This is a genomic window from Maribacter sedimenticola (assembly GCF_900188415.1).
In the GTDB taxonomy this organism is placed as follows: Bacteria; Bacteroidota; Bacteroidia; order Flavobacteriales; family Flavobacteriaceae; genus Maribacter; species Maribacter sedimenticola.
Genome location: NZ_FZNV01000001.1, coordinates 257,243 through 280,836 on the forward strand (window position 1 = coordinate 257,243; position 23,594 = coordinate 280,836).

At 37.7% G+C, this 23,594-nt stretch carries 16 protein-coding genes and 1 tRNA gene; 8 read left to right on the forward strand and 9 right to left on the reverse strand.

The features are described 5' to 3' along the window. Positions 1-61: 61 nt before the first annotated feature. Positions 62-2,338, reverse strand: coding sequence for a TonB-dependent receptor (locus CHB68_RS01100; protein ID WP_089258730.1), 2,277 nt, complete (start codon positions 2,336-2,338; stop codon positions 62-64). A 76-nt stretch (positions 2,339-2,414) separates the two neighbouring features. On the opposite strand from CHB68_RS01100, the gene CHB68_RS01105 reads away from it, so the two are divergent. From CHB68_RS01105 to CHB68_RS01120, 4 genes are all read left to right on the forward strand, one after another. Next, a complete protein-coding gene (locus tag CHB68_RS01105) occupies positions 2,415-3,077 on the forward strand; it encodes a metal-dependent transcriptional regulator (protein ID WP_089258732.1) in 663 nt (220 codons plus the stop codon). 13 nt (positions 3,078-3,090) lie between these two features. Continuing rightward, on the forward strand, positions 3,091-3,912 hold the full coding sequence (locus CHB68_RS01110) for a ZIP family metal transporter (protein ID WP_089258734.1): 822 nt from the start codon (positions 3,091-3,093) through the stop codon (positions 3,910-3,912). Between the two features lie 123 nt (positions 3,913-4,035). Continuing rightward, positions 4,036-4,467 carry a hypothetical protein gene (locus CHB68_RS01115; RefSeq protein ID WP_089258736.1) on the forward strand — a complete coding sequence of 144 codons (432 nt, stop codon included), beginning with the start codon at positions 4,036-4,038 and terminating at the stop codon, positions 4,465-4,467. A 65-nt stretch (positions 4,468-4,532) separates the two neighbouring features. Next, positions 4,533-4,955, forward strand: coding sequence for a DUF2141 domain-containing protein (locus tag CHB68_RS01120; RefSeq protein WP_089259732.1), 423 nt, complete (start codon positions 4,533-4,535; stop codon positions 4,953-4,955). 20 nt (positions 4,956-4,975) lie between these two features. Here the strand turns inward: CHB68_RS01120 and CHB68_RS01125 are convergent, their stop codons facing one another. Continuing rightward, positions 4,976-5,398, reverse strand: coding sequence for a TonB-dependent receptor (locus tag CHB68_RS01125; protein ID WP_089258738.1), 423 nt, complete (start codon positions 5,396-5,398; stop codon positions 4,976-4,978). Between the two features lie 76 nt (positions 5,399-5,474). Between CHB68_RS01125 and CHB68_RS01130 the strand changes: the two genes are divergently transcribed. Continuing rightward, the gene (locus tag CHB68_RS01130; RefSeq protein WP_089258740.1) at positions 5,475-5,861 is read left to right on the forward strand and encodes a DUF423 domain-containing protein; all 387 of its coding nucleotides are present in this window, start codon (positions 5,475-5,477) and stop codon (positions 5,859-5,861) included. Here the strand turns inward: CHB68_RS01130 and CHB68_RS01135 are convergent. From CHB68_RS01135 to CHB68_RS01150, 4 genes are all read right to left on the reverse strand, one after another. Continuing rightward, entirely contained in the window at positions 5,858-7,390 is a 1,533-nt protein-coding gene (locus tag CHB68_RS01135; protein ID WP_089258742.1) for a carboxypeptidase-like regulatory domain-containing protein, read from the reverse strand. The genes CHB68_RS01130 and CHB68_RS01135 overlap by 4 nt on opposite strands. Before the next feature lie 278 nt (positions 7,391-7,668). After that, on the reverse strand, positions 7,669-9,867 hold the full coding sequence (gene feoB, locus CHB68_RS01140) for a ferrous iron transport protein B (protein WP_089258744.1): 2,199 nt from the start codon (positions 9,865-9,867) through the stop codon (positions 7,669-7,671). Then, positions 9,864-10,109: a FeoA family protein gene (locus CHB68_RS01145; RefSeq protein ID WP_089258746.1), complete on the reverse strand. Its 246-nt coding sequence runs from the start codon at positions 10,107-10,109 to the stop codon at positions 9,864-9,866. The genes feoB and CHB68_RS01145 overlap by 4 nt, the downstream gene beginning before the upstream one ends. Before the next feature lie 108 nt (positions 10,110-10,217). Continuing rightward, positions 10,218-10,892 (reverse strand): SCO family protein, encoded by a 675-nt coding sequence (locus CHB68_RS01150; RefSeq protein ID WP_089258748.1) that lies wholly within the window; start codon positions 10,890-10,892, stop codon positions 10,218-10,220. 163 nt (positions 10,893-11,055) lie between these two features. On the opposite strand from CHB68_RS01150, the gene rseP reads away from it, so the two are divergent. Then, complete coding sequence (gene rseP / locus CHB68_RS01155) at positions 11,056-12,408, forward strand: RIP metalloprotease RseP (RefSeq protein ID WP_089259733.1); 1,353 nt, start codon at positions 11,056-11,058, stop codon at positions 12,406-12,408. 81 nt (positions 12,409-12,489) lie between these two features. Next, positions 12,490-12,563 (forward strand) — tRNA-Asn (locus tag CHB68_RS01160). A gap of 87 nt (positions 12,564-12,650) precedes the next feature. Here CHB68_RS01160 and CHB68_RS01165 read toward each other — a convergent pair. The 3 genes from CHB68_RS01165 to CHB68_RS01175 are packed head-to-tail and all read right to left on the reverse strand — an operon-like array spanning position 12,651 to position 18,519. Continuing rightward, complete coding sequence (locus tag CHB68_RS01165) at positions 12,651-14,432, reverse strand: hypothetical protein (RefSeq protein WP_089258750.1); 1,782 nt, start codon at positions 14,430-14,432, stop codon at positions 12,651-12,653. 9 nt (positions 14,433-14,441) lie between these two features. Beyond that, a complete protein-coding gene (locus CHB68_RS01170) occupies positions 14,442-15,743 on the reverse strand; it encodes a DUF4249 family protein (RefSeq protein WP_089258752.1) in 1,302 nt (433 codons plus the stop codon). A gap of 40 nt (positions 15,744-15,783) precedes the next feature. After that, entirely contained in the window at positions 15,784-18,519 is a 2,736-nt protein-coding gene (locus tag CHB68_RS01175) for a TonB-dependent receptor (protein WP_089258754.1), read from the reverse strand. Positions 18,520-19,566: 1,047 nt separating this feature from the next. Here CHB68_RS01175 and CHB68_RS18490 point away from each other — a divergent pair. Continuing rightward, the coding region (locus tag CHB68_RS18490; protein ID WP_245838735.1) for a beta strand repeat-containing protein at positions 19,567-23,594 on the forward strand (4,028 nt) is incomplete at its 3' end.

A 23,594-nucleotide genomic window follows, 5' to 3' on the forward strand; every position in this document is an offset into this window, starting at 1 on the left:
GGTAGGTAGCGGATACTAGTTATTACCTCAAAAATACAAAATACCAAACGTCTTTTATAGTCTAATTGATTGTGTAACGCAAGCCAAAAAATGTTCTTATACCTTGGTTTGGCGCATAAACATAAGACGGGTCAAAAGTTAGGCCATAGGGATTGTTCTGTGTAGGTACCGCGTTTCCATTGTTATCAAAGGTTACTTCTTTATCAAAAGGATCGTTTGCGCGCGCTATTATGAACGGATTGCCTTTATTCGGTGTCCAGTTTAAAATATTTTTTACGCCACCGTATATCTCAATATTTGTAAGGCCTTTATGCGAAAATTGAATGTTTTGAATGCTCCAAGTGGGAGAATATTCCCTTCTAGGATCATTTGCACCCAAAGTTGGTAAGCGCATTGGCCCATAAAGATTTCCCGTATAATCTATGGTCATATCCCAAGAATTAACGGTGTAGCTAACTCCCCAGTTTGCTGCAAAACTTTCCGTTAAAATTTGCCTTGTAGTAGCCCCGTTCTCTGTTGTGCTAACATCCTGGAAGGTTGCTCCCAACATTATTTTAGGACCATTGTGGAAAGAAATATCCAAACTGGTACTCAGGCCCTTGGAAACGGATTTACCCCTTAAATTATCATATATAATTTGATTTGGATCGGTGTCATAATCGGGTATAATGGCATTTTTAAAATTTGTGTAAAAGATAGACGCATCCAATGCGGCGAAAGTACCATTGTCACTATATATCTTTTTAAGATAGTTGAGGTTGATATTAAAGGAACGTTCCGGTTTAAGTTCCTCGGCAATGATAACATCGCGCGCACCGGTTAAAGCGGCATGTTCTTCGGTAAATAAATTAACGACCCTAAAGCCGGTCCCTGCATTTATACGTAAGATGTCATTGTCGGTAAATTTGTAACGGTAAGCCCCTCTTGGGGTAAAAATGCTACCATGTCTTTTATCAAAATCATATCTAAGACCGCCAAGCAACGCATGTTTTTTATTAAAGGCAATTTCGTCCTGAATAAAAATACTTGGAATAAGCACTTCGTTGGGCAGGTTGCCGTTAAGATCCATCGTAGCGGTAGTATTATCATCATAATAGTTGTATCTCAGTGCAGTTCCTGCAAGAAGATTATGGGTGTTAAAGGTCTTGTCCCATGTAAGCTGTGTAAAACCAATTCGTTGGTCCGCTAGGTAGGGCACATTTCCATAAACTGAATTTTGGCTATGGTCATTGTATGAAAATGATAGCATTAATTGCTCTTCTACAGGAAGCTGGTATTTGCCCAAAATCTCCCATCTTTTTGTATAAATACTTTCCCCATAAATTTCGTCACCTCCCCTAAATTTAGGTGTCCATTGTAGTTCTCCGCCCCAACGGTCCTCATAAAAATACCTACCGGCAATGGATAGAACACGTGCATTGTCTCTTTTAAAATTCCATTTTTGAAAAATGGAAATCCGGTCCTGTAGGGTTAGGTCCGTAAAATTATCTTCGTTATTGTCAATTGGGTTGTCATATTTAAAATAATTGATCCCTAAAAGCACATTGGTATTTTCACCTAGATTAAATTTAGTTCCTATATCTAGGTTAAATTCTCCCCAATCCGTTATAAAACTATCCACAACCAATTGCGGTGCGGATAAATTGTCTTTAGTAATTATATTAATTAGACCACCTACTGCCTCACTGCCATATAATGTAGATGCAGGCCCTTTAATAATTTCAACTTGCTCGATCAAGGAATTAGGTATACCGGATAAGCCATATACCGTTCCCAAACCGCTGACAATAGGCATTCCATCTATTAGGACCAGTGTATACGGACCTTCAAGGCCGTTTATATGGATATCTCCTGTATTACAAACATTACAATTAATTTGCGGTCTTACGCCATTTACGTTCTGTAATGCCTCAAATATACTGGCAGTGGGGTTTTTCTTGAAGAATGTTGGTTTATATACTTCAACGGGCACCGGACTTTCCAATCTGTTGACCGGTTTTAAGGTTCCGGTAACCACCATTTCCTCCAACGACTCCACATTGGGTTCCAGCACTATATTTATCACCAGTTCCTCGTTTTTAGATAGGGACAATTTTTTTTTAAAGGGAAAAAAGCCAATGTTAGAGGCAATGAGCATATATTCACCAGGAGGTATTTCATTGATAATATACCTTCCATTTTCATTGGACGTAGTGCCTATTTGGGTATTCTTAAAATAAATATTGGCAAAAGCCACAGTGTTACTCTCTGCTACTATTTGGCCTTTTATGGTAGCATTTTGTGCATACCCCATGGTAAGGGTAAGTCCTAAGAGTAAACCAAACACTATTTTAATCATCTAAAAATAAATTTAGGCAAACCTAAAAAATTGTTTTTACATATAAAAATGTATTTTTACATTCTAATATTTTGAGATGACCTTATCAGAAGAAGATTATATCAAAGCTATTTATCATTTAAGCCAGATCGATAATAAATCAGTGGCTACCAATGCTATAGCGGAACAAATGAAGACCAAACCTTCATCTGTGACCGATATGGTTAAGAAACTATCGGAAAAGTCATTGGTCAATTATAAAAAGTACCAAGGCGTATCACTTTCCGAGAAGGGAAGGTTGGTGGCACTGTCCATTATTAGAAAGCATAGGTTATGGGAGGTGTTTTTGGTGGATAAACTTAATTTTTCCTGGGATGAGGTCCATGAGGTTGCAGAGCAATTGGAACATATAAAAAGTGATGCACTGATTGATAAATTGGACGCCCATTTAGGTTTTCCAAAAGTAGACCCCCATGGCGATCCCATTCCTACCAAGGACGGCACTTTTAAAAAATCAATTAAAAAACTGATCAGTGAATTGCCCGTGCTAAGCGAAGGTGTATGCGTAGGAGTCAATGATTCTTCAGCATCCTTCTTAAAATTTTTGGACAAAAATAAAATTGCCTTGGGCGATACCTTCAAAATTTTGGATCGTGAGGAGTTTGATGGTTCAGTATCCATATCAACCAGAAGTGGAACCATTAGAATATCTGAACAAATAGCGTCTAATTTATATTTAGAAATTTCCGATACGGAGTAAAGACCAACAACATATGCAACACATAATTAATTACTTTGAATCTATTGACCCCGTTTTGGCGGCATTTTATGCTACCTTGTTTACGTGGGGACTTACGGCCGCAGGAGCGGCTTTGGTTTTTTTGTTTAAGGGAATGAACCGTGCCTTGTTAGATGGTATGTTAGGATTTACGGGCGGTGTAATGGTAGCGGCCAGTTTTTGGAGTCTTTTGGCTCCAGGTATTGAGATGAGTCCTGGAGAAGGTTTTGTTAAGGTCATACCCGCCGCTGTAGGTTTTTTATTGGGTTCTGCCTTTATTTTTGGTTTGGACAAGGTGCTACCCCATTTACACATTAATTTTAAGGAGAGTGAAGCGGAAGGGGTAAAGACCCCATGGCACAGGACTACCTTGTTGACCTTGGCCATAACCTTGCACAATATTCCCGAAGGATTGGCCGTAGGTGTCCTATTTGGTGGTGTGGCGGCTGGTTTTGACGGTGCTACCATTGGCGGCGCCGTAGCTTTGGCATTAGGGATAGGTTTGCAGAATTTTCCTGAAGGTTTTGCGGTAGCCATGCCATTAAGGCGACAGGGGCTTAGCCGTACCAAAAGTTTTTTATATGGTCAGGCATCGGCAATAGTGGAGCCTATTGCCGCCGTACTAGGAGCTTGGGCAGTAATGACCTTTCAGCCCATATTGCCTTATGCACTTTCATTTGCTGCAGGAGCAATGATCTTTGTTGTTGTGGAAGAGGTAATTCCGGAAACCCAACAAGATAAATATACTGACATAGCAACAATGGGTTTCATAGCGGGCTTTATCATTATGATGACCTTGGATGTTGGGTTGGGATAAAGGCCGTTTTGTAGATCATTGATTTATGGTAAAGGATTGTTTTACCGCTTTGGTAATTTATGGCCGTTTTTTACGTTTCAACCTTTAACTTGATTGACTAAAAGATATCTATAGTATTAATTTATGCGATTGTTACGGAATAATTGGTTTTGGAACATCATTCTAGTATTGACCTTGATAATTTGTGCAATGGTTTTGGCCATGCATTTTAAGAATTGGATAGGTGCCGATGATGACGGGTTAAACTTGCGGTCAGGATTTTACCGTGTTCATGTTCCCTACCAAGAATTGGATAGTGTACTATTGGTGGATAGAATACCCCCTATGCAACGCATAAACGGTTTTTCTGCGTTGGAAAAGGAAAAAGGCATTTTTAGGGAGTTTAAGGATTCCCTGACCAATAAAAGAGTGCATGTTTTTGTAGATAATATTGGTCATCAGAAGATTAAACTCGTATATAGGGATTCTGTTTATATATACCTTAACTTAAAGGATTCAGTTGAAACCATACAATTAATGAATAACTTAAGTGCAAAAATTCCAAATGTGGAGTAAGGCACAAATGAGGATTATATTTTGGCATTAAAATTGAAATCAATCTATACTATTCAATGTATCTTATGAACCTTAGAAAATATATCTTGATTTTAATATTTTTAGCATTATCTCCTTTAGTTTACGCCCAACATAAACTTCAATTAAATGTAGAAGGTGTTCCTACCAAGAAAGGTACCATATGTTATGCAGTATATACCAATGAAAGCTCGTTCTTAAAATTTGATAAGGTGTATAAATCCGGTATGGAAAAAGCAGAAGAGGGTAAGACCACAATTGAAATCAACGACCTGCCCGACGGAGAATATGCCGTAGCAATTTTTCATGATGCTAATTCTAACAAAAAACTGGATACCAATATGCTGGGTATACCAAAAGAACAAGTGGCGTTTACCAAAGGAAGACTAAAAATGTTTGGACCGCCTAAATTTAAGGAATGTGCCTTTATACTGGATTCCAATCTTGACTTGACCGTTACCTTAGAGTAGTATAATGCATTATTATTTCCTTACTTATAGGTAGTAATAATTATAACTCCATTAGAAGCTCTAGATCCGTACATACCTGCCTCTGCACTTGTAAGGATCCTTATTTTTTTTACGTTAAAACTATCTACAGCCTCGTTTACAGATGCAAAGGAGGTACCTATTTCATAACCATCCAAGATATATAGAGGTTCTTGCCTGCCTTGGTTGCTAAAGGAATTTGAGGTTTTTGATAGAACTGGCACCCCATTTCTGCTAACGATACCCGGCATTTTGGAAATGCGTTCCAACAAGGTGAAATTAGTACGGTTCTTTTCATCTAATTCTTCTGCTACATTGCCTTTCTCGGTAATGGTGTTCTGAGAAGAACTACAGGAATATAGGGTCATCATCACTACAAATAGATAATATAATGTTCTTTTGTCCATAAGAATAAATATACGCATTTTACGAAATTATTTTTTGACCAAAGGACCGGATATGTAATTCCAAGAAAATTGAAGGTATCTTTATAAAAAAATTATGGTCTTAATAGCACAATTGGCTGGCGCTATTTTTGGAGTTTTAGCTATCATATTCGGTGCCTTTGGCGCACATTTATTAAAGAAAAAGTTTACCGAAGAACAATTAAACAGCTTTGAAAACGGAGTGAAATATCAAATGTATCATGCTTTGGTATTATTGATGTTAAGTTTTAATCTTAATTTGGATACCAGCCTGGAAAAAAATATGGTCTATTCTTTCATAATAGGCACTTTCCTATTTTCATTCAGTATATATGGCCTCTGTATAAGCGCATCCGCAGGAAAAAAAATCAGGCTATTAGGTCCTATAACACCTATTGGGGGATTATTTCTGGTTCTAGGTTGGAGTTTTTTGTGTTACTACTTCATTAAAAATTTTATTTAATCATCCAATTCAGAAGAAGTAAATTCCTTAATGGCCATATTAGGTTCCATAATGGTATGGCCTTTCCAAAAATTGGGGTCGTATTTTGGCATATAGGTAGGTAGCACATTATGGTTTTCCTCAAATGCATTAAACTGGGTTTCGTTTATTTGTTTCGTATCGAATACCACTAGTTCATTTTTTTCAATATCGGTAAAAACAAGGTCCATTTTTCCCGATAGTTCATTTTGTTTGTTTCTTCCCTTAACGACTTTATTCTTTTCTATTATCTTAAGAGGTCGTTTAACGCCAATTCGTGTGCCGGTCTCTGTCTCAAAATATTGCAGTGCGTATCTTCCCAATGTTTGTTTATGGAAAATTGCCTTTCCCTTGGTAAGGTAGGTATTGGTAGAAACCCCTAAAAGCTTAAATGAATGAACGGGTTTTATGTTCTCAAAATCGGCACGTAACAAAGCAAAGTCATCGGCATTGATATATAATGTTCCCCTATAGTCTGCGGAACCATCCGGTTGAAACTCCAGAACATAAACAGCATCATTGCCCAAATAGGTAAATTCTTTTAGAGTGTACGTATATTTTCTGGGTTTGATGATAAAATTTAAGTCGGTATCCTCGTGTATGGGCAAGTTCTGTAGTAATTTGCCCAAGATTCCTTTCCTATAGTTGGCAAAATTTATTTTGCGCTTCTTGCTATTTTCTTGTTTGCGTTCAATTTCTTGATTTACGGCCGCAATATCCGTAGAATCTATATCTGCCTCAAAAAGTTCGTCCGCATCTAGCTTTGTGCCAAAAAGGCCAGATTTAATCTTAAAATAGGAATCTGTCCTCACATTTTTTTTAATTATGTCGTTAAACTTCTCCTCAAGTTTTTCCATATCCATTTCCTTGCTCTTATCATAAAGTTCAGATGCTTTTATAAGTTCAAGTTTCTGTTCATCTTCCTCAAAACTGCCATAAAGATCACCAAGGATCTCCGTATAATAACTGTTGGATTTGGGTACCGTATAAATTATACTATCTATAAAATTTTGGTTTAATGCTTTTATAGTGGATTCTTTGACCTTAAAATCTGTCTTTACCATACGATTGTACGATGAATTCCTGTAAAAAAGGCGTTTTTTGGTATAATCAAAATTATAATTGCTATTTAGGTTGTCATTGACCAACTCCATAATTTCATCTGCAGTGTAGTTTTTGTTAGATACTATAACCTCTCTTAGTTCTATGGCTTTGGGACTTAGTAAAATGGTATTAGTGGTAAAGTGCGACAAAGGTTTGGCTACGGATTTATAACCTATACAGGAGATAAAAAGAGAGTCTGTTTCTTGAACGGTTTTATCTAACATGAAATTAAAATTACCGTCTTCATTGGTAATTACGCCTTTATTGTTCAATAGTACCGTTACATAAGGTATAGGGGCTTTGGTTATGCTGTCAAGTACATTGGCGCTTAAATTTTGTGCTTTAACTATATCGCTATTGCACAATAAAAAGTACACGGGAAGAATAAATAGTAGTTTTTTGCTCATGGTTATGGGTTATGCTCTCGCAATCTAAACGAACCAAGACAACAAACGTTACTATTTTACATACTGTTGGGAGTTATTTAGGCCTTATTTAACTTTTTAAATAAAATTGCGGAAAAATCAAGCGCATTTAATGACAGCCACAATCATTTTGGCCACACGCTTTGTTATTCTTTTTTTTGGGATTCCATAAAGATTTAGGAATCAGAAATTTGTTGACGAGATAGACAATTGAAATCGACAATGTTATATATACCAAAATGTGCTGTAGCATATCCATTTTATTTTAATAATTGATAGGCGATGAATGCAACAATATAAGCAAATAGACTCATAATTACCAATTGTCCTGCTGGCCATTTCCATGAATTGGTCTCTCTTTTCACCACTGCCAATGTACTCATACACTGCATGGCAAATGCGTAGAACAATAGTAAGGAAATACCCGAAGCCAAATTGAACAATGGTTTGCCCGTTCTTGGGTCCACCTCTGCGGCCATTCTATATTTTATGGTTTCCTCTTCATCATTGCCAACACTATAAATCGTTGCCAAGGTACCTACAAAGACCTCTCTTGCCGCAAAGGAAGTTAGTACCGCAATACCTATTTTCCAATCATAGCCCAAAGGTCTAACGATAGGTTCAATAGCCTTGCCCATATATCCCATATAGGAGTGCTCCAGTTTATAACTGGCAATTTCTTGGTTAAGGGCCCGTTCTTTCAGTTCCTCAAGTTCAAGTTGTGCACGAATCTCATTATCGGCAGTGTTGGTACTAAGAGTTTGCTGTTTGTTTTTGATGTAGTCTTCGCTAAATGTAGTAAAACCCTCTTCCTTTACACGAGTGGTTACAATGCTTTCCGCATTTTTAAATTCATCTGAAAATCCGTTAGAACCAAGAAACCATAAAATAATGGAAATTGCCAAAATGATTTTACCCGCCCCAAAAACAAAACTTTTGGTTTTTTCCAAAACGGTATAACCAACATTTTTTAATAACGGTAATTTATAGTTTGGCATTTCAACCACAAAAAACGACTTGCTTTTAATATTCATGACCTTGTTCAACACTAGGGCCGCTAAAATAGAAGCTCCAAATCCCAACAAATACAATAACATTAAGGTCAAGGCTTTGTAGCTTAAGCCAAACAAGCTGCCTTCCGGTATGACCAGGGCAATTATAATTAAATACACGGGTAATCTTGCAGAGCAAGTGGTAAACGGGGTCACTAAAATAGTGATCAACCGTTCTTTCCAATTTTCAATGGTCCTAGTTGCCATAATTGCAGGTATGGCACATGCCGTACCGGATATTAAAGGAACTACACTTTTGCCACTTAACCCAAAAGGCCTCATTATTCTGTCCATTAAAAAAACGACCCTGCTCATGTAGCCCGTTTCTTCAAGTAAAGCTATAAACAAGAATAGAAACGCTATCTGTGGAATAAAGATGACAATACCACCAATACCTGCCAATATGCCCTCTGCTATTAAATTGGTGAACACCCCGGGTGGTAGGGTTTCCTTGACCCATTCCGTGGCAGAGGCAAAAAAGCCATCAATTAAATCCATGGGATATTCGCTCCAACCATAGATGGCCTGAAAAATGGTCAATAATATCAAAAAGAAAATCAGGTACCCAAAAACTTTATGGGTCAATATCTTGTCTAAAGTTGCCCTAAAACCTTTTGCCGCATTGACGTCTACCTTATACGTTTCCTTTAGAATACCATTTATGAACTGATATCTTAATATGGTCTCTTTTTGTTGAAGTCGCTTTAGTTCAGATTTAGATTTTGTAGCAAACGAAGAAGTGTCCTTGATCAATGTTTTTTCAATAGGCATAAAGTTGACATCTTGGGTAATGACCAACCATAATTTATAAACATCTTCTTTGGGAAATGCTGCCCTTAAACGCTCAAAATATTCTGGGTCTATAACAGATGCATCTACATTTTGTGCCTTTGACAGGTTCTTGTAATCTGCAATCAACACTTTTAAGGTTTCAATACCCGTACCCTTTCTTGTGCTGACCAAAGCAATTTTGGAGTTGAGCTTTTTTTCCAAAAGCTCAATATCAATAGAAATACCTTTTCTGGACATACGATCGGCCATATTGATGACCAAAATGGCAGGTATCTTTAAATCTTTTATTTGTGTAAAGAGGAGTAGGTTCCTTTTAAGGTTTTCTACATCTGTGACCACTACGGCTACATCTGGATGGTCCTTGTCGTTTTTATTCAACAACAATTCTACGGCTACGCTTTCATCCAATGACGTTGTATTTAAGCTATAGGTGCCGGGCAGGTCCAAAATATGGGCCTTTACCCCTCTGGGAAGCTTACAAATACCTTCTTTTTTTTCTACCGTAATACCGGGATAATTACCAACTTTCTGGTTTAGTCCGGTCAATTGGTTAAAAACGGATGTTTTACCTGTGTTGGGATTCCCTATTAGGGCTACATTGATTTGTTTGCTCATATAACCACATTGTCTTCAATGATTTCCAAAGCTATATGAAGCGCCATTTCCCTTCTAATGGCAATATGAGACCCGTTAACGTTGATGTAAATAGGGTCTTTTAACGGAGCCACCTGTACCAATTCTACCATATTTCCGGGCAGGCAACCCATTTCCAATAACTTTATGGGCAGCAAATCTTCGGTAAATTCCTTAATGATTCCCTTCTGACCTCTCCTTAAATGTGCTACGGTAGTTTCCAATCTTTATTTAGATTCATTATAAGTAAGGCAAAAGTAACGGAAATAATCCAATTAATAAATTATTATAACCTATAAATAGCCCCAAATGGTATAAAGTACCGCCCTGTTTTAGTCCTTGTAAGAAGCCTTTAATATATCAAGGTCTGTCATAAGTTGATCAATGTCCTCAGTATTTGTACCATCATAAAAGCCCCTAATTCTTTTTTCCTTATCCACCAAAATGAAATTCTCGGTATGGATCATATCAAAAGGGCCTCCGTCCCCATCGGTCTTTACCGCCAAATAGGATTTACGGGCAAGTTCATAGATTTGTTTTTTGTCTCCGGTAACCAAATTCCATCTACTATCGTCAACTCCTTTTTCTATTGCATATTTTTTAAGCTGTGCTACGCTATCTATTTCTGGCGTAACGGTATGTGATAACAATAATACCTCATTATCGTTTCCTAATCGTTGCTGTATCAAAGCCATGTTCTTGGTCATAATAGGGCAAATTGTTGGGCAGGTGGTAAAGAAGAAATCGGCTATATAGATTTTATCCTTATAGTTTTCCTGTGTAATAGTCTGACCATTTTGGTTGGTCAAGGAAAAATTGGAAATTGTATGGTATTTACGTACATGTTGTATTTCTTGTGGTACTAATTCTGCATTGACCATGGCAGGGGTATACACCGGTAAAAGCTCTTTAGGTGTCAAAGCATTATAAAATAGGTAAATAATCACTCCAGAGACTCCAATGAGTACCGCACCAAAAAGCTTGAATTTACCGAAAAAAGAACGCATTATCTTTTTTGTGTAAAGGTACGTTAGCCTATGCAGGATTTCAAGAAAACTAGGACTAATGGCTGCCAAAATATTCATAAAAAATGCTGAGTGTGAACGGTTTCTTTTTTTAAGCGGCCGTAAAAATGTACTTTTGTCCGATTTTAATTTTCACGAAGAAAGAATGAGTCCCATTATAATTAAGACAATACAATTTTTTTTAAGCCTTTCATTGCTTATAGTCCTACATGAGTTAGGCCATTTTATCCCAGCAAAATATTTTAAGACCAGAGTAGAGAAATTCTATTTGTTCTTTGATGTAAAATTTGCGCTTTTCAAAAAGAAAATAGGGGAGACCGAATATGGTATTGGTTGGTTGCCTTTAGGCGGATATGTAAAAATATCCGGGATGATAGATGAGAGCATGGATAAGGAAGCCATGGCAGAGGAGCCGAAAGAATGGGAGTTTAGAAGCAAACCGGCTTGGCAACGTTTAATCATCATGTTGGGGGGTGTTACCGTAAATTTCATCTTGGCGGTATTTATCTTTATTGGTTTAGTCTTTACCTATGGTGAGGAGTATATTGCCAACGATAGTCTTAAAGATGGTATTTGGGTGACAGAGCCTGTTCTAGGAGATGCTTTGGGCGTACAGACCGGGGATAAGATTCTTGCCGTAGACGGCAATAAAATTAAAGCCCTGAACAGAATTGTTCCTGAATTGGTTTATGGTGAAACGATTACTATTGAACGTGATGGTGCTATCATTGAAAAGGAAATTCCGGTAGATTTTATTGAAACAATTTCTGACAATAAGGTGAATGCACGTTTTATAAGCCAAAGAAGTCCCTTTATCATTAATAATATCCCTAAAAAATCTCCTAATGTTACAACAGGTTTTGAAAAGGGAGATGCGCTTGTTGAAATTGAGGGCAACCCGGTTGAATATCTTGATCAGGTATCTCCATACTTAGAAGCGAATAAAGGTAAAACCTTGGATGTTGTAGTCAATAGAAACGGAACCAGGGTTCCTTTACGGGCAAAAGTTTCCGATGAAGGAAAATTGGGCGTTAGTCTAGGATTTGATACTTATCAAGAATATGGTGAAAAGGGATATTTTAAAGTGGAGACCTTAAATTATTCTTTTTTGGAGTCTATACCTGCGGGATGGAACAAAGGGGTAAAAACCTTGACCGATTATATTAAGGGGATGAAAAAGATTTTCAATCCTGATACTGGTGCTTATAAAGAAGTAGGTGGTTTTGCGGCGATTGGAGGCATGTTTCCAGATACATGGAACTGGCCCGCCTTTTGGGGAACAACGGCTTTTATATCCATTATCTTGGCGTTTATGAACATACTTCCTATTCCTGCCCTAGATGGTGGTCATGTGATGTTCCTGCTTTATGAAATGGTTACAGGTAGAAAGCCTAGTGATAAGTTTTTGGAGTATGCCCAAATAACGGGTTTCTTTATTTTGGTAGCACTTTTACTGTTCGCAAATGGTAACGATGTTTATAAATGGTTATTTAAATAAAAAAACAATTATTATTTATTTGGCGAATTTCAAAAAACTACTATATTTGCACCCGCTTTAGGAAACTAAAACGGGTTATTTTCCTCCTTAGCTCAGTTGGTTAGAGCATCTGACTGTTAATCAGAGGGTCCTTGGTTCGAGCCCAAGAGGGGGAGCAAAAAGCGAAAGCCTTATCAAATTTGATAAGGCTTTTTTGTTTTATGCTGTGCTGTAATAAGATAAGGGTAACTGGTCATTACGGACTAATCTAGTTGTTGTGCCACTACCGTAATTTTTTTGGATACGGTTAGCGGCTTACCGTATGATGTAAAACCGTTTAATGTTATTTCAAAATCCCCATCAAGGTCAGAAGTGTAGAATTCAAATTCATACGTACTTTCGTTAATCTTTAATTGCGGTTGCCAAAACAATAAGTTTCTATAGTCTGGTATACGTTCATAAGAGGTATCTTCCGTTAGATATTTTTGTACAAAATAATTTTTTTTGGACACTGGCCTTTCAAAAGGAACTACGGTACTATTGGGAGCGCTATAACCTTCAACGTAATCTCCCTTAAAGGTTTCAATAGATACAATTCCTTGATAGTCTTTTTGGCCCAAACGAAACTGATCTCTTATCAAACTAATTTTTTCAATAGTTCGGGCATCCATATTTCGTATTTCACTATGTTGGGGAATAAATACGCCATCCACCAAAACAATAGCGGGAAAATCGTTGTACTGCTCATTATAGTCCTTAAAATCTTGGGAAACCTTTATATAATCCTTAACCTGGTCGTTCTTTCTATAACCGGAGTATTCGACCACTTCTTTTAGGGTTTCCTCAAAAGTAGGGAAACGGGTATACTCTTCTAAAAGAACTACCTCTGGTATTCCTCCGTCAAATGGGTCAATGGGATCGCTGGCCAGAATAGAGTCTGGTTTTGCGGTAAAAAACTGGTTTTCTATTTGGTTTGCAATGCTACGGTCCTTTATTGATTGTGCCATTTTTTCGGTGAGTACAAAATCTGAAAATGATAAACCTGTAAGGTCCAATTTTCTTGTACTGGATTTTTCAACCGTATAACTTTTATCTTGATTTTCTATTTGAACTATAGCCATGGCATGCTTGTGGTCCTTAATGAAATAGGAATAAAAATTACCCTTATCGTCCGTTTGTGAAAACTTCAGTAAAAACTCTTTACCAGGTATTGAGATGACCACGGGTATATTGGGTACAGGTACCTTAGTCTCCTTATCCACAACTTTTCCAAAGAAAAGTTCACCACGCTGTTCCGGTAAAAAAATACTATCACCTACCGCTTGTGTAATCTGTTTATTGGCATTAAAGTAATTTGTGGCATACGTGGTAGCCTCTAAAGCGGGCGTACTGTTAAGTTCATCAATTTTCTTGACTTTTATGCTATAGGTTCCATAGCCTAATGGACCTTTATAATTTTTAATGGTCAACCCTACTTTTTCCCTTGTTTGGTAGGTAGATTTATTGGTAGAAAGGGCTATTGTGGCAGAATCTATGCTTTTTTTTGTTTCCTTTTCATCCACATAATTTTCTAAATGCGTATTGGACATGGGAAGTAGGGCAGTTTGGTCCGCTAAATAAGGGTTTATAACAATAATATCATCTTTAAAGACTTGGGATAGACCAGCGTTTTTCATCCATTGTGTATACCCTAATAATTTGTATTTACCAGATGGAATTTCAGTGGTCACAAAAAAATCTCCTGCACCATGGCCTTTTGCCAGTTTAATCTTGTGTTCAAAAATGAATTGCTTGGATTCGTTGACCAATGCCACGTAACCAATTTTACTCACATCTGTAAGTTTATTGGTCTGTGCATTGAAAAAGTGTACACTATAATACAAATATTCACCAGATAGAAGAATAGGTCCATTGTGATCAATATAGGCTTTTTCTTGGGGTACTTTTTTAAGTTTTAAAAGATCGGCACCATCCTTTATTACATATTGGGCTTGAGCATAAAAAACACTCAACAGAAATAAGATGGCTATAGTTTTTATTTTCATATCATTAATTTATTCTTCCCAAAAATCGGGTACTATATTACTCCCTAATAGTGTACAATCTCCGCATATCTTTGGTACAAATAGATGAGGTCCAAAGCATTGCTCCGTATCAGAATTAGGGCCTACATAACTGATTAAATCAAGGTTTACCTGTTCTATAATGGATTGTGGGCAGGGATTGGGCCCAGAAGGACCACTATAACAATACGATTCGTGAGACTCTGGCGCAGTTTTTACTTCGCAGTTAAAAGGATAAGGAGGTAAAGGTTGTCCCTCATAGAAATCCGTATAATTAAGGAACATTCTCTTTTTGGAAACAGAAACAACATCAAAAAATCCAATAACCGTTCCTTGGCTGCCATCATCCAAGGAGAGATTTCCTTCTAAAAATCCCGGTTGTACCTGTGAAAAAATATTGCCGGACTGACTAAAATTATTTAGTTGTTCGTAAAAACCGTAGGATTCTGAACCTGCGACGGACTGTGTAACCTCTATACTATATCTATGGGTTAATATGTAATTGTCCTTGGCTACAAAGTGAACCATGAAATTATTTATACCACTACTGTTCGTATTGGTATTTTGAGTCTGAATAATGGTATTGGACGATGCATAGCCGTAACAGGTTTGTTGTTCGTTTACCCGGTCCACGATTTCTAGGTCATAAGTTGGTACAGGTAAAGCACAAGGATCGTAATTGGTTAATTTAAAATCTTTCTGGGTCCAGTTTGGAGCAATAATCTTATAGGTTTCTTCATAGGTGTAGCGTAAGTTTTTTACATTGCCCTCAACCCCGGAATTGTTCAGGAAAATGCCAATGCCTTCAATGCCCGAGGCATTGGTGGTTTTAGCGGCATAAACATCTGCAATAGTGGAAATTCCTTCAATTTTCATGGCTTTGGATGAATAGGTTGCTCCATCTGTCGTTGCTATGTTCAATGCATAGGTATTAGTAGGATCGGCAGCAAATTCAGTACTGCTTTCATAAATTCCCGGGCTAGTTTCATTAAAGCCATATAGGGTTCCAGATCCATCTACTATGGATACCGTGGCATTACGTTCATAAGGGACCAAATCCCTGTTGATATCACGTATAGGAACATATGGATTGTAAATGGAATCTATGCCAAGGTCCGTTAGGGTATCCATTCTGCTCAGGACCACACGATGTGTTTTGAGTTCGTTTGTCAACGTAGCCTCTACGATTAGGATTTTATTGGTAGTGTCATTGGAACCAATTCCTAGGTCTACCTCGTCAATGCAGGAAACCAATAGTGTAAAAAGGGTTATGATGATCGCTATTCTTTTCATTGAATATTGTTTATATCAGAGGGACTTATTAACGCTATTTTTAAAATTTAAAATTATAGGTGATAGATGGTATGGGGATTGCAAAAATTGAACTTTGTAATGCTTTGACTTCACCATCATCTGTAACAAAAAATACGGAGTACGGATTATTTCTCCCTAAAACGTTATAAACCGAAATGGTTACAAAACTATGCGCCAACTTATTTTTTTTATGGTTTCCCTCAATATTCACCCCCAGGTCCAACCGGTAGAAATCAGGAATTCTAAAAGCATTTCTATCGCTAAAGGCTACATAATCGGAATTGTTATATCTAAATGTACCTATAGGGTAAGTAATGGGCCTACCGGTTTGGTACACGAAATTGGCAGATACACTATACCTTCTTGAAAACTTATAATTGGTCACTAAACTTACATCATGGGGCTTATCAAAATTTGATGGAAAGTAGTTGCCATTATTGATACGTTCTTCGCTAAAATCACTATCAAATTTATAAAACGATCTAGAATACGTATAGCCCAACCACCCGTTTAAGTTTCCGGATTTCTTTTTTAATAAAAGTTCCACACCATACGCTTTTCCATCACCTTGTAACACTTGGGTCTCTACATTTTCATTCAAAAAAAGATTGGCGCCGGTTTTAAAATCAAGTACGTTCTGCATTCGCTTATAATAGCCTTCCAAACTAATTTCAAACATATTGTCCTTTAAATTCTTATAAAAACCTAATGAAGCTTGATAACCAGTTTGTGGTGAAATATTTAAATCTGATAACTTCCAGGTATCAATTGGCGAAACTGTGGTATTGTTGGATAGGGTGTGCAAAAACTGATATGAATTATTGATACTAGCCTTTACCGAAAAATCCGGGGCCAATAGATATCGGGCAGAAATTCGAGCTTCTGGTCCACCATATGTTTTAATGGCTTCTGCACTTCCATATGAAAGGGTATCTTGAACAGTAGATTCGTTTTTTGGCGAATTCTCTTCATATGTACGTTGGGTGGCAGAACCTAGAGCGGCAAAGCCTGCAAGTCTTACTCCCATGTTAATGGTCAACTTATCGTTAACTTTAAGTTCGTCCCCAATAAAAAGGGCGCCCTCTACAGCTTGTTCCTCATCAATATAAATTGGGGATATTGCAGAGGAATTGTCCTTAGGTTCCAAACTGCCTGGGTTTACACCATAATATTTGGCGGAGATACCGTAATCCAATGTATGTTTATCATTTGCTGTCTTGCGTATTTTATATTTTACTTCCGTTTCATTTATACTGTAGTCCAAATCAAAATCTGTATTGGAGGAGCTTTCATAATCAATTCCAAACCCATAGTTACTATTGGCTATTATTAAAGCATTTGTGGTCTTGTCATTAATTCTGTGATCCCATCTGGCGGAAAATAGTCGGTTACTATAATTATAAAGAGAGTCTGAGGTTATACTGAAGGCATCACGGCTATAATATGCGGTGGCCTTTATTTCATTGTTATCGTCCAATTTATCATGGTATTTTACTATACCGTCAAAAAAAGATGCATTACTATTCTTTAAAGATTCCTCGTCCAAGGATTTTAAAATCCAATCTGCATAGGCGCCCCTACCTCCTATGATTAAAGATGAACGGTCTTTCTTTAAGGGTATTTCCAATGCTAAATTTCCGGTGACGGGCCCAATGGAACCTTCTCCTGAAAATTTTTCAACATTTCCATTTTTAGTGCGTATATCAAATACAGATGATAGTCTTCCTCCAAATTCTACCGGGATTGCTCCTTTGTAAATTTCTACACCTTTCGTCGTAAAAGGGTTTAAAGCTTGGAATATGCCAAAGAAATGTTGTGGGGTATATATGACGGCATCATCTAGCAGAACAAGATTTTGGTCCGTTTTACCGCCACGTACGTTTAGGCCAGTGGCACCTTCCCCTGCGGATGAAATTCCGGGTAAAGCTTTCGCAACTTGCAAAATATCACGTTCTCCAAGTACCAATGGTATATTTTTGGAGGTTTCGGAATCTATCTGTTCGCTACCTGTAATGGCCTCTTCTACATTTTTAAATGCATCGGCCTCTACTACAACCTCGTCCAATTGCTGCAGTCCCTCTTCAAGAAATAAATTTAAAGAACCATTATTGTACATGATGATCTCCCTTTCCGTAGATGCTATACCCATGGCCCTAATATTTAATATATGATATCCCACAGGTAATAATAAGGTATAGGTTCCGGTAGCATCTGTAACCGTAGCTAAATTGGTGCCCTTAACGCGTATGGTCAAATCCTGTATAAGTTCTCCGCTCTTGGCATTTATAGCCTTACCGGTTAATACATAACGTTCTTGAAGGTCGTTTAAGTCACTTTTGCCAATTTTTGCAACAGGATAGGTTTTTTTGGTTTGCGAAGTGGTATAGAAAGGAGGGGGTGGTGGAGCCTTAACTTTTGGTTCGTTTGTACCAATTTGGTCGGTATTTGTTTTGTTTCCGAAAAAACCTGCAGGTAGTTCGTCATAAATTATTGTATTCTCCAAAAGTACGATACGCTGTTCATCTTCAATTATATAATAGTTCAATGAGGTTTTGTTAAGGGCCAAATCAAGAATATTCTGTAGGTCCAAATCGTCAAATGCCAGAGTGACCGAATCATTCTCGATCCATGGGTCTAAATAATAGAATTGATAAGTGGTCTTACGTTCAATATCCATTAAAAGCTGCACTAAGGGGATATTGTTATAATTACCGGACAAGGTTTTGGTTTCCTGACTTACAGCGGTAATAAACATGAATGAAAACAGACATGTAAATATTGTACACTTTATAGGATTTTGGCTTTTATAAAAAAAACGGAAAATAAAATTAGGTGTACCTATACAACAGTTTTTTTGTTTGGTGGTCATGAAATGTAATTGGTTGGCTAGCTACAATATAGCGAAAGGACCACAATAATAAAAACTTGTTCCTTGTATATTCTTATGATGAGAGGATAATTATGGGTATAGAAATTTTAGGGTAACAATTTTATGAATTTATGGACTCTTGAAAAATACATTATGGTCATAATTCATTAATAATCTACACCACAAAAATCAAATTTTTAGATAAGGCTAAAAATTTGATTTTTTTTAGTTAAAATAATCTTAAATATATTATTCAATAAGGTTATTAAAGTAGGAAAAATAATATAATTATTCTGCTGTTACTGTGTTTTATTATACTTTTCATGTGATGAAATGAGTGTAAAATGTATTAGCTACTAATGCTTGACATATTAGAATATTATTTTTCATCCTCTTGGTTTTTATAGAAATCACTATAAAATGGAAACGTGTTATACATCGATAATACACATAAAATACAGGGCTATTAAGAGGTTTAAAAAGTCATTTTGTGTTTTATGTATGTTCTCTGTGAGTCTTAATTTATGGGTAATTATAAATTTTTGGATTTTGATATTTACGCAAACGTTATAGTAAGCAGGCAATAAATATATAGGTATGATTTTGCATGATTATTTTATAGTTGTAAAATAAGAAAATGATATTTTAAATAGAATACAATTCTTAATTAAAACGTAAGTAAAAGACTACATCTACTTTGGTTAATCGACGAATGACATACAAATTTCGACGATACACAACAAAAAAGTGATTCCTGCCTACACCATACAATACTTTTATACTTCAGTGTGGGAACTCTAACAATATTTTTAAATGAAAAACGTAACATTCAATAAATCAATCGCAAAAAAATCCAATTTGGCGATTTCATCCAATACATTTTATCATTTCATCATTACCAAAGTAAAGATGTGTACTTACCCCCAAAAGTCTATGTCAAAAAAAATTTCCCATTTGTTCCCTAGTAATATTTCATCCATTTATAAAAATAATTGGTTGAAATTCTCTTTTGTGGCCTTATTATTTGTATTGATGGGTAATACCACGGCCAATGCTCAAAATTTTGAATCCGTAGCGGTGCAAAGTGTCATTTCAGGTTCAGGTACTTCCAATGCTCTTTTTGCGGTTACTTCAACTGAACCTTCATTGACCAGGGTCAGGGCACAGGTAATTGCTGGTCAACCTGGACAATTTATTCAAAGTGGAAATGATATACAATTTACTTCAAATGCAGCAGGTTCCGGTTTTGCAAATAACCTTTCCCAAATACAATTTACTTTTTTGCAATCGGACGGTTTAACTCCTATAGCTGCTACTGATTTTAGATTTAAGGTTAACGATATAGATGGACCAAATAATGAAGCCCTGGGTACTACATGTACTTCCGGACTACGTTTTATTGCCACTGCCGACCCCACCAATTTGGACATTCAAAATACGGATGGGGTAAACACTTTTGCAATAGGTACACAAACAGAAAGTAATGGTGCCCCAAGTAGGGTTATGTTAGAATTTAATGATATCTCCTCTGTTGTACTTTTTAATTATGCCAATAACGGATTTTTGAAAATATTTGACTTAAATGATGAATTGCTTATTAATACCCCGTTATATTCTGTTTGCTTAAAAGATACCGATGGTGACGGAATAAACGATATTGATGACGATGATGATGATAATGACGGAATTTTGGATGTTGTGGAAGCTAACGGTAATGACCCGGATGGTGACCATGACGGTGATGGTTTACCAAATTTTTTGGATACTGCGGATAATACAGGGGAATCCATTACCTATATCAATAATGCAGATGGCACACAAACAGATTATACCGATGCAAATTCTGATGGAGTTCCAGATATTTTTGAAGCTAGTGCAGATGCGGATGCTTTGCCAAATCATTTGGACCTTGATAGTGATGGGGACGGTATTCCTGATAATGTGGAGGCACAAACAACTTTTAGCTATATAGCACCTAATGGGGTTTATGATGCCAATGGGGTAGATACGGCTTATCCAAACGGACTTACTCCAATTAATAATGATGGGGTAGATAATGAAGACTTTTTGGATTTGGACAGTGATAATGATGGCGTTAATGACACCGTAGAAGCAGGCTTGTCATTATCGAATACAGATACAGATAACGATGGTCTGGATGAAAATATAGATACTTCGGTAGGTTATACAGATGCAAACGGAACTATTAATACTCCTTCTGCCTTACCCAACAATCAAAATTCAGCGACTGCCGAAGTAGATTTTCGTGACCCCTTTGATGAATGTGGGTCAGTGGATACGGATAATGATGGCATTTTTGATGAATGTGACGACGACGACGATAATGATGGTATTTTAGATGTCAACGAAGGTATATGTACACCCCAACAGTCAGGTACTTGGGTAGGTTCTACATCAGATAGAACATATGATTATGGAGATGGCTTAATTGTTCGTATGACTACGGCTTCAAATAGCTTAGGTACAGGTAGTTTTAATGCAAGTGGTACAGGTTTTTGGTCAGAGAATTTGGCAGGAAATACCTCAATAGAAGGTGTTTTTACATTTGGTCAAAGTCTTACGGTTAGTTTTGAAGATGATTTAGGAAATCCGGTATTTATTGATAGTCCAATAATTCATTTTGATCGTATAGGTGGCTCTGATGGCACAACGCAGAATTCAGCAGAAATTACGCTACAAGGAGGGCTAAATTGGACCCAACTTGCAGGTACCGATGATTTTCAATCAACGCTAACTACGGTTAGGGATGGCGGCGCCGGCAGAACGGAAGGTATTGCAGCAAATGGTTATACTTCGGAATCTTCACAAAATGATATAGATGGTACTGCTTCGGGTAGTTTACAAATAATGGGTACGGTAAGTACTTTTACCTTATCTATGCCTAAGGCAACTACTGGACCGGGTGGCACCCAAGATGGTATAGAATTTATAATTTTTGCTTGTGATTCACAGGATACGGATAATGATGATATTTATGATTACTTGGATACGGATAGTGATAACGATGGTTGTAATGATGTCATTGAGGCCGGTCATATTGATGATAATAATGATGGTGAAGTGGATGGTACAGGCTATGGTACAAATGGTAGGGTTACAGGTGCAACTACATCTTATACGGGAACAACCGCCGGTGTAACTATTGCGGCAGAAACCACTATAGATACTGCGCCATCAGACCAAGAGGAACGTGTAGGTGATGATGCGGTTTTTACGGTAGTAGCATCTGCTTTAGAGGCTTCTGCCATTATAGGTGGTACACCTTCCTATGATATTAACGCAAATCCGAAATTAACTTACCAATGGCAAGTAAGTACAGATTCTGGAGCTAGTTTTTCAGATATTTCAGGTGCAACAAATGCTAGCTTAACCGTCCAAGATGTTACCCCTATTATGGATGGTAATATTTATAAGGTTTTGGTCAAACAAACCAACAATGCATGTCCAGAAGAAGCACAGGCTACATTAACGGTAATCAACAAGGTAGATGCCATTAATGATGATGAAACAATTACTGCGGTCCAAGGCTTTTTTGGAGCAACAGATGTGTTGAATGTATACGATAATGATGAATTTAATGGAGCCGCTCTTAATCCAGCTAGTGTAACCATTACTCCTGTAACCAATGGTCCATTGAGTGTAAACGGAGATGGCTCGGTGGATGTAGCCAGCAATACAGCTCCTAATATTTATACAATAGACTATCAAATATGTGATGCTTCTAATCCAACAAATTGTGATATTGCAACTGTAACCATAACCGTTGGTCCAAATAACCTGCCAACTGCAGAAGATGATGCATTCACCGCGAATGAAGATAGTTCAAATAATGATTTAGATGTTTTAGCCGATAATGGTAACGGAGCTGATGATTTCGGTCTTGATGGACCTAACTCAAGTACGATTACATTGCCTTTATTTACTACAGCAAATGGTGGTACGGTATCAGTAAATGATAATAGCACGCCAACAGACCCTACAGACGATTCCATTATCTACACACCTGCACTAGATTTCGTAGGTGATGATACATTTGACTATACTATTACAGATGCCAATAATGATTCTTCTACAGCTACAGTTACTGTAACTGTAAGTACACTTCTACTAGTGGCGAACGACGATGCCACACCAGCGCAGCTGACCGCCGTAAACGGATTCACGGGAGGCGATGCAGGAGATGTAACGACGAACGATACTCTTAACGGAGTTGCGGTAGACGATAACGATATCAACATTACGATTACGGATATCGATGGATTGACAGGCGTAACGATAGCAACGGACGGTACGTTGACGGTACCCGCGGACACCCCTGCAGGAACCTATAATGTAGAATACAGCATCTGTGAAAAGCTGAACACATCCAATTGTGATACGGCCATCGCAACGATAACTGTGGAAGCAGCCGCAATTGTGGCGAACGACGATGCCACACCAGCGCAGCTGACCGCCGTAAACGGATTCACGGGAGGCGATGCAGGCGATGTAACGACGAACGATACGTTGAACGGAGTCGCAGTTGACGACAACGATATCAACATTACGATCACGGATATCGGCGGACTGACAGGCGTTACGATTGCTGCCGACGGTACGTTGACGGTACCCGCGGACACCCCTGCAGGAACCTATAACGTAGAATACAGCATCTGTGAAAAGCTGAACACATCCAATTGTGATACGGCCATCGCAACGATAGTGGTAGAAGCGGCCGCCATAGTGGCGAACGACGATGCCACCCCAGCGGACCTTACCGCCGTAAACGGCAAGGATGGCGGTATTGCAGGCGATGTAACGACGAACGACACGTTGAACGGAGTTGTCGTCGATGACAACGATATCAACATTACGATTACGGATATCGACGGACTGACGGGCGTAACGATAGCTGCCGACGGTACGTTGACGGTACCTGCGGACACCCCTGCAGGAACCTA